Source organism: Rhodococcus sp. ACS1, assembly GCF_002300155.1.
Taxonomy (GTDB): Bacteria; Actinomycetota; Actinomycetes; order Mycobacteriales; family Mycobacteriaceae; genus Rhodococcus_F; species Rhodococcus_F koreensis.
Map to the genome: position 1 here is coordinate 135,530 of NZ_NSDZ01000001.1, position 11,893 is coordinate 147,422.

13 protein-coding genes are annotated in these 11,893 nt (G+C 64.0%); 1 reads left to right on the top strand and 12 read right to left on the bottom strand.

Annotated features, from left to right (window positions below):
* Positions 1-28: 28 nt before the first annotated feature.
* The 12 genes from CJ179_RS00680 to CJ179_RS00735 all read right to left on the bottom strand — a co-directional run bounded on the left by CJ179_RS00680 (position 29) and on the right by CJ179_RS00735 (position 10,199).
* Positions 29-1,444 (bottom strand): aldehyde dehydrogenase family protein, encoded by a 1,416-nt coding sequence (locus tag CJ179_RS00680; RefSeq protein WP_095860385.1) that lies wholly within the window; start codon positions 1,442-1,444, stop codon positions 29-31.
* A gap of 297 nt (positions 1,445-1,741) precedes the next feature.
* Entirely contained in the window at positions 1,742-2,404 is a 663-nt protein-coding gene (locus CJ179_RS00685; RefSeq protein WP_095860386.1) for a TetR/AcrR family transcriptional regulator, read from the bottom strand.
* 27 nt (positions 2,405-2,431) lie between these two features.
* Positions 2,432-3,016 carry a flavin reductase family protein gene (locus CJ179_RS00690; RefSeq protein ID WP_306454228.1) on the bottom strand — a complete coding sequence of 195 codons (585 nt, stop codon included), beginning with the start codon at positions 3,014-3,016 and terminating at the stop codon, positions 2,432-2,434.
* Positions 2,965-3,279: a hypothetical protein gene (locus tag CJ179_RS00695; protein WP_095860388.1), complete on the bottom strand. Its 315-nt coding sequence runs from the start codon at positions 3,277-3,279 to the stop codon at positions 2,965-2,967. Before CJ179_RS00695 ends, CJ179_RS00690 begins: the two co-directional genes overlap by 52 nt.
* Before the next feature lie 28 nt (positions 3,280-3,307).
* Positions 3,308-3,811: a hypothetical protein gene (locus CJ179_RS00700; protein ID WP_257015211.1), complete on the bottom strand. Its 504-nt coding sequence runs from the start codon at positions 3,809-3,811 to the stop codon at positions 3,308-3,310.
* Between the two features lie 2 nt (positions 3,812-3,813).
* Positions 3,814-4,314 carry a lipocalin-like domain-containing protein gene (locus tag CJ179_RS00705; protein ID WP_095860390.1) on the bottom strand — a complete coding sequence of 167 codons (501 nt, stop codon included), beginning with the start codon at positions 4,312-4,314 and terminating at the stop codon, positions 3,814-3,816.
* 18 nt (positions 4,315-4,332) lie between these two features.
* On the bottom strand, positions 4,333-5,508 hold the full coding sequence (locus CJ179_RS00710; protein WP_095860391.1) for a transporter: 1,176 nt from the start codon (positions 5,506-5,508) through the stop codon (positions 4,333-4,335).
* A complete protein-coding gene (locus tag CJ179_RS00715) occupies positions 5,505-5,987 on the bottom strand; it encodes a Zn-ribbon domain-containing OB-fold protein (protein WP_095860392.1) in 483 nt (160 codons plus the stop codon). The genes CJ179_RS00710 and CJ179_RS00715 overlap by 4 nt, the downstream gene beginning before the upstream one ends.
* An 85-nt stretch (positions 5,988-6,072) precedes the next feature.
* Positions 6,073-6,885: a mycofactocin-coupled SDR family oxidoreductase gene (locus CJ179_RS00720; RefSeq protein ID WP_095860393.1), complete on the bottom strand. Its 813-nt coding sequence runs from the start codon at positions 6,883-6,885 to the stop codon at positions 6,073-6,075.
* A 48-nt stretch (positions 6,886-6,933) separates the two neighbouring features.
* Positions 6,934-8,157 carry an LLM class flavin-dependent oxidoreductase gene (locus tag CJ179_RS00725; protein WP_095860394.1) on the bottom strand — a complete coding sequence of 408 codons (1,224 nt, stop codon included), beginning with the start codon at positions 8,155-8,157 and terminating at the stop codon, positions 6,934-6,936.
* Position 8,158: 1 nt separating this feature from the next.
* A complete protein-coding gene (locus CJ179_RS00730) occupies positions 8,159-8,620 on the bottom strand; it encodes a cupin domain-containing protein (RefSeq protein ID WP_257015214.1) in 462 nt (153 codons plus the stop codon).
* Positions 8,621-8,816: 196 nt separating this feature from the next.
* Positions 8,817-10,199 (bottom strand): MFS transporter, encoded by a 1,383-nt coding sequence (locus tag CJ179_RS00735; RefSeq protein ID WP_179377478.1) that lies wholly within the window; start codon positions 10,197-10,199, stop codon positions 8,817-8,819.
* Positions 10,200-10,617: 418 nt separating this feature from the next.
* On the opposite strand from CJ179_RS00735, the gene CJ179_RS00740 reads away from it, so the two are divergent.
* Positions 10,618-11,856, top strand: a complete 1,239-nt coding sequence (locus CJ179_RS00740) for a cytochrome P450 (RefSeq protein ID WP_095860397.1) — start codon at positions 10,618-10,620, stop codon at positions 11,854-11,856.
* The last annotated feature ends 37 nt before the right edge of the window (positions 11,857-11,893 follow it).

The window sequence follows — 11,893 nt, forward strand, 5'->3', positions numbered from 1 at the left end:
GGGTCCGCTCGGGCCCCCGCACACGTCGCTAAAGCTGCAGACTCTTGATTTCGGTGAATTCGTCGAGGCCGAACGCCCCGCCCTCACGCCCGTGACCGGACTGCTTGAACCCGCCGAACGGCGCAGCACCGTTGAACTTTCCACCGTTCACCTCGATCTGCGTGGCACGCAGTTTGCGTGCGATCGACTTCGCGCGCTCGGGGTCGCCGGACCACACGGCACCGGCGATACCGAAGATCGTGCCGTTCGCGATCTCGACCGCCTGCTCGGGCGTGTCATACGGGATAATCGACAGCACCGGACCGAAGATCTCTTCCTGGGCGATCGTGGCGTCCGGGTCCACGTCCGAGAACACCGTCGGCTCCACGAAGTAACCGGTACGGGCAGGCGCGTTGACCGAGCCGGCAACAAGCTTCGCGCCTTCCTTGACTCCTGCACGGATGTAGCCGAGCACCCGCTCACGCTGAGCTGCGGTGACCATGGGTCCGAGCTTCGTGTCGCCGTCGGTCGGGTCGCCCGGTGCGTAGCCGGCGACCGCCTCCGCGGCAAGCTTCTCTGCGGCCGCGAGGCGCGAGCGCGGCACTACCATGCGGGTCTGCGCATTACAGGACTGTCCGCCGTTCATGAAGCAGGCCCGCACGGTGTGCAGCACGGCCTTCGCGAACTCGTCGTCACTCAGGTCGTCGAGCAGCACCGCCGCGCTCTTACCGCCCAGTTCGACCGACACCCGCTTCACGGTTCCCGCGGCCAGTTCGAGGACTCTCTTGCCGACCGAGTTCGAGCCCGTGAAGCTGACCATATCGATGTTCGGGTGAACGGCGATGGCCTCGCCGACGATCGGTCCGTACCCGTGGACGAGGTTGAACACGCCGGGTGGGATTCCGACCGCGTCGGCCGCGTCTGCCAGAGCGCGGGCGGTAAACGGGGCGACCTCGCTGGCCTTGACGACCACCGTGCACCCGGTCACCAGCGCAGCACCGATCTTGGCGGTGATCTGGTGCAGCGGGTAGTTCCACGGCGTGATGCAGCCGATCACACCCACCGGCTCACGTACGATCAGCGAATTGCGGAGTGGTTCCTCCCAGGGGAAATCCTTCGCGGCCGTTACCGCCTCCCGCAGGTCGACGATGCCCAATCCGACCTGGGCCCAGCGGGCGACCCTGCGCGGGGTGCCGACCTCGGCGACGACGATGTCCGTGATCTCGTCCTGCCGCCGCTCCAACTCGTCCGCCAGGCGCGAGACGAGTTCGGCTCGTGCGCTCGGCTCGGTCTGCGACCACTGCTCCAACGCCCGCCTCGCCGCGGCCACCGCGAGATCGACATCCACCGCAGCTCCCGCGGGGACGTCCCCGATCGGCTCCTCGGTGGTCGGATTGACGACGTCGATACGCTCGGTGCTCGCAGAGGTAGTCCACGTGCCGTCCACATACAAATCAAGGGTCATAATGGCTCACTCCGCATCATCGGTAGATCGAATTCACCGGGCAGCTCGAAAACAATGTTCTTTCGAAAACCCGCGGCAGGAACACGCCGGCACAGAAGTTGGCGCCCTTCGGTCATGGTCTGCCAGCTCGGATATACCGTAAGGCTGTAGATAAATGCTGTCAAGTCAACACACACCCGGTCGAACATCCGAATTTCCTGGTAAACAACCGTTTTGACGAACCGAGCGAGATCGCCTACGTACCGTTGGACCCGTGTCCTCGGAATGCTGCCCGCCGGGTTCCAGCGACCGCATCGCTCAGGAGCCGATGAAATCCCGCAGGCTTTCGCCGCTTACCGGTGTAGTGGCCAGTCCCATCACCCCGGCCAGGAAACCACGGATCGTCACCACGAAGAGCTCGCGCGACGACCACTTGTTGGCCGCCAGCGCGCGGGTCAGCGTGGAATGTTTGTGCTCGTCGACATTCGGGAAAATCTCCCTGTTGTTGACCGGGTCGCGCATGAGGTCGGTGAGAGTGGTCGCGAGTGAGATTTTTTCCAACCCGTCCAGTATCACCACATGCAGGGGTGCCGGTACGCCCCCCTCGTCGAGGATCCGAGCGCACTTCTCATACGTGCTCGTGAGGACGTCACGCGGAAGGAACTGCACCAGCACCAGCGCTGCGTTGGGGTGGCGGAGGATCGCGTCGCGGTAGTTGAGACCGAGTTCGACGAACCACTCCACCCAATGGGTACCCGGCGAATATTCCGGCACGGTCGCCTCCGTCATGATCTCCTTCGCCACCTCCGTCATGAGCTCACGACGATCAGCGAAATGGTGATACAGCGAGGACGTTTTCACGTTAAGTTGCTTGGCAACACGCGGCAGACTGAACGCATCCATTCCTTCGGTGTCGATGATCTCGATGCTTGCCGCGATCGTCGAACTCCGACTGATCAAGGGCTTCGGTGGCCGTCCCATCACTCACACTTTCACTCGAGGTCTGCGTCAGGACCGGTGGTTCAGATCCACGACCTCGCCGTATCGGCTGCGGTGGAAGACCAACGGTTGCGTGGTGGAGTCGGACCCGAAGTCGAGCAGGTCGGCGACCGCAATCAGGTGATCGCCACCGTCATGCTCCGCAGCGAGCGTCACCTCGAACCAGGCCGCCACACCGCCCAGGATCGGCGCTCCGTGCCCGGCCGGGCGCCACTGCACCCCCTCGAACCTCGGTCCACCCGATTTCGCAAAGCGGTCACTGAGGTTGTGTTGGCCGGAGGAAAGTACGTTGATACAGAATGTTTCAGCGGTACGGATCGCCGGCCAACTCGTCGAACGTCTACTCGGGCACAGCAATACCTGAGGCGGATCCAGTGACAGCGCCGAAAACGACTGGCAGGTGAACCCCGCCGGTTCCTCGCCCACCATCGCCGTCACCACCGTCACGCCGGAACAGAAATGCCCCAATACATCGCGGAGCGCCCGGGTGTCCACCACCGTGCCCGTGAGACTATCCAATCGTGTCGACATGTGCCGTCCTCTCATTCGCACGGTGCGATGTGCACCCTGATCTCGCCTGCAGGATTGAGCCATCCGCGACTGTCGGCGTACGCGACCATCGCGTCGAAGCTCGCCGACCACGACTCGTCGGAGGCCTGCGCCCCCGCCAGAGCACGGATCGCGCCCGGATCGACGAAGACGTACTGTTCGCCGGACGGTCTGCCGAGAAAGGCAAGGTCGCCTGCCGACATACTGTGCTCCGGGTCGGCCGGTTCGATCTGGAGGGAGCCGAACTCATCGGCGTCTTCGAGCCGGATCTGCGGCTCACCGCGGGTCCGGTGGACAACGATTCGCACGGGTGTCTCCTCTCTCGGTGGTGTGGGCTCAGCTGGCGTGTTGTCGAACCGTCGCATCCGAGGTCAGGTTGCGGGTTTCGAGCATCGTCAGCACTTCACCCATCAACAGCTGCACACACGCATCGCGCGATTCCCCCTCCGCAATGGCCGGTACCACGGTGACGCCGTCGGCCACCTCCGCCGACCGGATGTCGAGGATCAAGCTTGCGAGGCCGCTCGGCGTTCCGACGTAGACGACGGTGTCGTCTCCGGCCGTGTCGGTCGTCGACGGCTGCCACCTCACTTCGGAGCGGGCGGTGCGAGCATCGGACGCGATGTGGACGACGACGTCGAGCAGCACGTCGACCCGACTGCTCGCGTCGCCACCTTCTTCGAACTCTGCATGAATGCGAGAGCGCTTCCTCTGCGCCGCACGAAGGTCCGCAGCTGTGATCCGTACCGTATCGAAAACACCCGTTCGTCGTACCAGGATGGTGCTGTCTACCGGCGCGGTCGGTGTCGACAGGTCCACGGCGACGGTAACCTGCGCCACGCTCACGACGCTGCCTGTTCCGAACGTGATGTGGTCCGTCGCCACACCAGCGCCGGGGACAGCGTGGTAGTGCGGAACACGAGAGGATCCGACGACAGGGTCATCATGTCGCCGTCGAACCGCACATTGCGTTTCTGGTTGTCGCCGATCCAGTTCGGGTACAGCGATACTGCCATCTCGTGCCAGACAGCGGAGTTGTCCTCGTCGACGCGGTAGGGGCCCGAGTACGCGAGGTATCCGCCGGCAGCCTCACTTCGCTCGCTCACCTCGCCGCTGTGCACGTTGGGCGACCGGTACCGGGTTCGGTCGGGGCGCATGATCTGTGCCGACATGAACCCGTCCGCCGAGTAGATGATCAGTCCGCGAGCGTCGAGGCCCAGCGGGTAGTCGACCGTCCCGCTGTCGGTGGTCGTCGAATACTCGACGAGTTCCCAGGCGCCGACGATTCGGTCCGCGATCGACACGCCCTCGGTGTCGGTGTCGGTGTCGGTGTCGGTGCTCATGTCCTGCTTCCTGTCAGCTCACAGCACGTCGCGCGTGCACAGAAGGACCGAACTCGAGAGTGCGGCCATGGGTCCACCGATGAAGAGGGACACCTGCGCATCGGGAACCTGGTTGGTCGACGTTCCACGCACCTGGCGCACGGCCTCGACTGCCAGCCCCATTCCGTTGACGAACGAATCTGCGAGGTTGCCACCGCTGGTGTTCACCGGAAGCAGTCCGTGTGGAGCGGTCAGATTCTCGACCGTCATGACCTTGCCGGCTTCTGCGCCGCGCGGGCACAGTCCGTGATCGATTAGTGCGGCCACACCGGAGCCACTGAAGTTTTCGTAGACCTGGACGACATCGATCTGGTCGGGACCGAGGTCGGCATCCGCCCACAGGGTTTCCGCGACCCCAGCGGCCCCGGAGAATCCGGCCGAGGTGTAATCGAGATCGTTCTCGGTGTCGACGGCGTATCCGCCGACCGCGCCCTGGCAGCCGGCCAGCACATACGCCGGATTCGAATGGAGCTTCTCGGCGCGATCGGCGGCCACCAGGATCAGCGCGACGGCTCCGTCGTTCTCCCGAGAGCAGTCGTAGAGCCGGTACGGCTCGACGATCATCCGGGCGGCCTCGTAGGTCGATTCGTCGAGTGGACGACCGAACGCGGCGGCATCCGGATTCTGCTGCGCGTGGAGGTAGTCGGCGAGAACCAGCGACCTCATCGCGGATTCCGGAACACCGTCGTGCTCGAGCATCCGCTGGGTGCGTAGCGCGCACGATTGGGCCGGTGATCCGACGCCGTGCGGAAGCATGTGACCGTCGAAATGGTGCTTGGCGTATCCGAGACGCCCGGAATCCTGTTGTGCCATGGCGCGATACACGACAACACACTGTGCTTGACCGGCCGCGATGGCGACCGCCGCGTTGGTGATCGCCGCAGCGGCGCCGCCCCCGCCACCACCCCAGATCATGTTCGACCATCGGATCCGGTGCGCCATCAGCGATGCACCCACGACCGTCCCGTCGTTCTCACCGCCGCCGTACGAGACGAAGCCGTCGATCTCGCGTGGCGACACACCGGCGTCGGCAGCAGCTTGGACAATCGCCTGCAAGGTCATCCGAAGCTCGCTGTCGGGCGATTCCCCTCGCTTGTAGTGGAATTCGCTGACGCCCACCACTGCCGCCGCACCGCGCAGAAATGTATCGGTCATCGTTGTGCTCCCCGCTCGGTCTCGGACGACGTGTGCGCGCGTTGCCATCGGAGCAGCGGCCAGGGCGCCTCGGAAGGCTGTTGGATGATGCCCGCAACTGCATCACCGATGGCGATGTCGGTATCGCCGCTCTCGGCCAGCAAACCGAGGACTCGGCGTCCTCCGGCATGCGGCAGTTCGACGAGAACCGTGACGTACGGCAATTCGCCGGCCAGTTCCGGGATGAAGGGATGCCAGGTCCGCGACCACGAGAAGACCCGTCCGACCGGTTCCACCGCGACCCACTCCGGGTCGAACGTCTGGCACCGACCGCACATCCACCGTGGTCCCCAGATCCACAGGTCACACTCGGCGCACCTTTGCAACCGCAGCTCACCCGCCCGCAGACCCTCCCAGTACGGCAGGTCGAGGCCGTCCGCGTACGGACCGGTCAGAGCCGTGGCCGGGAACTTACGGGCCGCACCGGCACTCGGTGTCATCGAATCGCTCCGCTCTCGTGAATTGACATGTTGCTCCTTGCCCCGCAAGTGGGTGCCGCGGCGAACCTCTTCGGTCAGTGCCTGGTCAGTGCTTGGTCAGGTAACCCGCGTCGATCGGCAGGTCGATCCCGGTCACGTATTTCGCGGCGTCGGATACGAGCCACAGCACCGCGTCGGAGATGTCCTGGGGTTCGAGCATTATCACGTCGAGCAGGTTCGTGCGGTCGTTGTGCTTCCACTTGCGCACCACGTGTGGCAGCACCTGCGACAGGCCGGCCGCCATGGGCGAATTGACTCCGGTCGGGTTGACAGTGTTGACCCGGATGTTGTGGTCGGCGAGCTCGAATGCGAGGGTGTCCTTCAGGCCCTGGAGGCCGTGTTTCGCGGCACCGTAGTGCCCCCACGACGGGGAAGCACCCAGTCCGTCGACGGACGAGGTGATCACGATCGATCCGCCTCGGCCTCCGTCGATCATCACGGGGACGACGGCCTTGCAGGCTTTCCACGCCCCGGTGAGGTTGACGTCGAGCATGGTCTGCCATGCGTCGTCGTCGATCTCGATCGTGGACTCGGCGTGATCGTGGATGCCGGCGTTGGCCAGCAGGATGTCGATCCGCCCGAACTGCGATACGGCCAGGTCGGCGACCGCCTTCATATCCGCACTGCTCCGGACATCGGCCTGGATGCCGGCAATCTCGCCCCCGGCTTCCTTGACCAGCTGGATCGTCTCCTCGAGGTCGTCCGGTGTCGCGAGTGCGTACTGCACTTCCTTGATCGGTGCCGCGACGTCGCACACCACGATCTTCGCGCCGGCAGCGGCAAGGGTGAGTGCGTGAGAACGTCCCTGTCCTCGTGCGCCGCCGGTGATCACAGCTACTTTTCCGTCGAGTGAAGTCATCAATGCTCCTGAGTACGAATGAGAGGTGTCGATTTCGGAATTGCTGTACTACCGAGCACTTTTCACACGCTCGTAGTCCTTCGTCGCCTTGCTGATCCCGGTCGCGAACCGCTCGCTGAAGCCTTCCTTGCGTGCCTGCGTCCAGTGGTAGGAGTTCAGGAGCGGTTCGCATGCACTCGTGAAGCGGGGCATGACGTCGCGCATGAGAAGTCGGTACATGCGCGAGGTGGCCTCGGTGTCGGCCCAGTCGTGCGCCGTCGCGAGGAAGGTGCCGAAGCCGCCGGTGCGGTCGATGATCTTCTGGATGTAGGCGATGGCGTCGTTCGCGTCGCCGATGCAGCCGTATCCGGATTCGTTGACACGCCGGACGAGCTCCTCGTGCGCAACCTGCTCGCCGGGCCCGATCATCTTCATCGGGGTGACCACGTGGCGGTAGTCCATGAAGTCGCGCAGGCCGTACCTGGTGTCCTCCACGGCCTGCTCGACGGTGTCGGCGATATGGATGTTGCCGACGATCGCCCAGTCGTCGCGGTCCACGCTCTGCCCGTGCTCGTTCGCCTCATGAGTGGTGATGCCCCACGTCTGCTCGAGGAGTTCGATCGACTTGTCGCCGGTGCCGCCGATGGACAGCAGGCCGAGTCCGTACTTCCCGGCGAGCTTCGGGCCGGACGGCGACATCGCGGCCGCGACCGTGATTGGGATGCCCGGGTACGAGTAGGGGCCCAGCTGGACGCGAGCGTCCTCGAGGGTGAACCATTCCGTCTTCCGGTCGACCGGACCCGGCGTGCCGAGCAGTTCCAGGATGGCGTCGAGGGATTCTTCCATCCGCGGCCGCAACAGGCTGTAGTCCATGCCCATCATCTGCGAATCGGCCACGAGCGCACCCGGTCCGACACCGATGCGGATGCGTCCACGAGTCATGTGATCCAAGAAGGTGATTCGATCGGCGACCATCAGCGGATGGTGGTAGGGCAACGAGATGACTCCACTGCACAGCTCGATGCGTGACGTCCGCTGGGCAGCCGCAGCGATCATCAGTTCCGGCGACGGCCCGACCTCGTATCCACCGCTGTGATGCTCCCCGAACCACACTTGATGGAATCCGAGCCGATCGAGGTCCTCGACGTGGCGGAGATCCTGTTCGATCGCCATCGTGGGATTGCGTCGAGGGTTGTGGTACGGCGGAAGGAACACTCCGCACCGAAGTGGCGCTTTCCTCGCGGCCGGCGCAGCACTCTCGGACGACCCGTTGTTCGCAACTGTCGGTTCCATGTCAGATCTCCTGTCGGTCATTGCGTGAGGCGCCGCAGATGGTGACGATGGCGCGGGCTGTCTCGTCTCCACGGTTGTGCCATCGGTGCTTGTTGCCGTTGACCACAACCGTGTCGCCGGCGCACAGTTCGATCTCCACGCCGTCGTCGAGCTCGAGCACGAGCGTGCCCTCGAGAAGGACGTGCACGTCCACGGAATCGGTGCGGTGAAATCCCGGTGCGTGCTCGTCCATATCGACAATTCCGTTGTCGTTGTCGCCGATTCGTCCGGGCGCGAGCACCCAGCCGATTACCCAGACTCCTCCGGGGTCCGGAAATCCGACGACGTCCGGCACGACACCGGAATTAGGTACCTCCGGAACCGAATCGGTTCGCCAGATGGGGTCGATACCGGCCGCGTCCAGCCTTTCGACCTTCTCGTCGACAGCGAGTACGGCTGCGCCGTTGCGTTCGACAGCGATCACGCGACGAAAGCTCATTGATGCCCTTTCGGGAGATGATCGGGAAACGGCCACCCTTCGAAAAGGGCTCGTGTGGAAGGAATTCGTGTACTGCCCGTTCGGAGGTGTCCCTGAACGACCCACTCGCAGGCCGTTCCGTGGATCACCTCATTAATCTAATGCCTATCGATTCTTTGAACAAGCCGGGGAGAGGAATCCGTCAGCCCGATAGGAGATCACCGGGCCGAGACGGCTCGATGGCGGCCGACACTCCCGACGCGGTAGCGCGACGCAGAGTACGTGCACACCACCCCACCAGAATTCCGGCGATCGCCGCTGGTATCGCCGACAACAGCAGAACCATCGAACTCGCCATGTTCGCAGCCAGCAAGGCTCCACCCAGCGCCGGCGCGACCAGCCCACCCATCCGGCTCACTCCGAACGCCCAGCCGATCCCTGTCGCACGCACCGAGGTGGGGTACGCCTGCGCCGCGACCGAGGTCAGGGCCGCTGCAAGCCCGATCGCGCCGAACCCGAGAGTGAAGCAGAGTGCGCCCACCGCGATCGAGGAAGCGCCGACCGTAAGGTTCCACGCGAGCAGGGAAACCGACGCAATGGTGGCAATCGGCCCGAGGATTGCGGCGGCGACACCGAACCTGCTTCTATCCATCGCCACACCGAGCGCCAGCGCCCCGACGATGCCACCGAGCGTGGCGAGCGATGTCGCGAGCAGCGCGGTGCCTTCTTCCACCCCGTTGCCTGTGAGGATGGTCGCCAGCCAGCTGAGCACGAAGTAGCTCCCGAAGAGCGCAAAGAACATCATCGACCAGATAAGCACCGTCACGGCTGCCCGTCCGTTGGCGAAGAGCGCAGCCACGCGTGCACCGGCAGGCTGAAAAGGCAAGAGATACTCGGTGTCCGCGCTGTGGGTCGTGCCGACCTCGATCTCGTCGAGGATGGCCGCGACCTTCGCCGAGTGGCCGGACTTGGCGAGGTACTCGATCGACTCGGGGAGCCAACGCCACGTTGCAACCAGGATGACGAGAGGAATGGCACCGGCGACCAGGAGCAGCGCTTCGCCGCCGTGCAGGGGTACCAGTCGGGATGCAATGAGTCCGACAACGAGGCCACCGACAGCAGTTCCCGAACTGAGCACGGTGACCGTGGTCGCCTTCAGGCGCGTCGGCGAATACTCGTTGCCCAGGGCGAATCCGTTGGGTACCGCGGCACCGATTCCGATTCCCGCGACGAAGCGACACGCCGCGAGTGCCACGATCGAGGACGCGAAGAAGGAAGGAATGGCGGCGAGCCCGAACACGACAATCCCGAGACCCATGATTCGCTTGCGCCCGTAGCGGTCCGCCAGCGGTGCGATCAGGAGGTTCGACAATATCTCGCCGATCAACGCCGCCATGACCACAATCGAGAAGTCGGCCGCCGCGACGCCATAGGAATCCGCGAGGCTCGGAATCGCGTAACCGATCGACAGGACGTTGAATCCGTCGGCAAACGCCAATGCCAAGCAGATGGCGATTGCTCGCCGCTGGAAATTCGACACAGGAACCTTGTCGACGATCTCCGTGATCCTGACCGATGAACTCAAGGGAGTGATCCTTCTGGGCAGCATGGGCCTCGACCTATCCCGAGGCAGTTGGGATACATAACCTTTTGTCCTGAACCGAAATTCAGCGTTCACAAGCAAATCGCGATCCGCCACACGTCAACCGAGAACCCTCCCGCCTCGGCGTGTCGCGGATCACATCCGGTTAATCTAAACCCCATCGGTTAATCGGTCAAGGGAACCGCCCCTGCCCCGTCATTTTGCAGGCCGAAACGGACATACAGCCCAGAGCCGGTTGACCGCGAGGAATCCGCTGATCTACCTTCATTCCCAGGCAATCGCCCTCTCACCATGTCAGCCCGTGCGCGTACACCACGCGCGAATTCACCTGACGCACCCGGAAGACCGCCTCGACTACCGAGGTGATTCTTCCGGATCACTCTCCTCGCGAAGGATCGCCATGACCACGACACAGATCGACATTCCCGCGCACCTGGTCACCGATTTCGATGTGTACGATCCATCCCTGGCCGTGCCGACCGATGTGTTTCAAGATCGGGTCGCCGCGCTACGCAAGCAAGGACCGATCCTGCACTCCCCGCACCACGGCGGGCACTGGGTTGTCACGGGATACAAGGAAGCTCTCCAAGTTCTCCAGGACCCTGCGACGTTCTCGAGCTTTCCCAACAATCTGTTGAATGCAGCGCAGGGCAAGTTCCTCCCGCTCGAACTCGACCCGCCGGAGCACAGCTACTACCGGCAGGCCTTGCAGCCACTGTTCAGCCCCAAGCAGATGAAGGCGCTCGAACCCGAGATCCGGGCAATCATCACCGAACTGCTCGACCAGTTCGCCCACAGGGGCGAAGTCGAGTTCATTTCCGACTTCGCGCACGAGCTGCCGACGCGAATCTTCCTTGCACTCATGGGATGGCCACTGAGCGACGCACCGCGGTTCACGGAGTGGACCGACATCACGCTCCAGGGCATTCCCGGGGCGAGCGAGGAAGAATCCGCCGAGGCACGCGCGAAGGCCGCCGCCGACATCTACGAATACTTCGGTCAAGTCGTCGCGCGCGTCCGTTCCGGCGAGGACACCACCGACTCGCTCACGACGCAGATCATCAACACACCACTCGACGTCGACGGAACACCTCGGCAGCTCACCGACGAGGAACTCAGTCGGATGTTCTTCCTGCTTCTGGTCGCGGGACTGCACACGGTGCAGGGTGCTCTCGCCTGGGGGCTGATCCACCTGTCGAACAACCCCGAGCAGCGCGCGGCGATCATCGATGATCCGACGTTGATTCCGTCGGCGGTCGAGGAGATTCTGCGCATCGAGACCGCCACCAGCGCAGGGCGGCGGGCCACCCGCGACATCGAGATCGGCGGGGTCTCCGTCAAGGCCGGCGACCAACTACTGGTGGTGATGACCGGTGCCAATCGCGACGAGAATGAGTTTGACAACCCTGATGACCTCCAGATCGAGCGGCATCCCAACCGTCACATCGGGTTCGGTGCCGGCCCGCATCGTTGCCTCGGCTCCCACCTCGCACGGCTCGAGCTGAGACTGGCCATGGAGGAAATCCACACGAGGATTCCCGACTATGCCCTCGTCCCGGGCGATTCTCCGGTGTTCCATTCGTCTCAGGTCCGTGGGTGCGCGAAGCTGCCGATCACCTTCACACCGTCGACACGCTGATTCCGCGCGAGACAGGCTGATCACGCCCGCACACGCA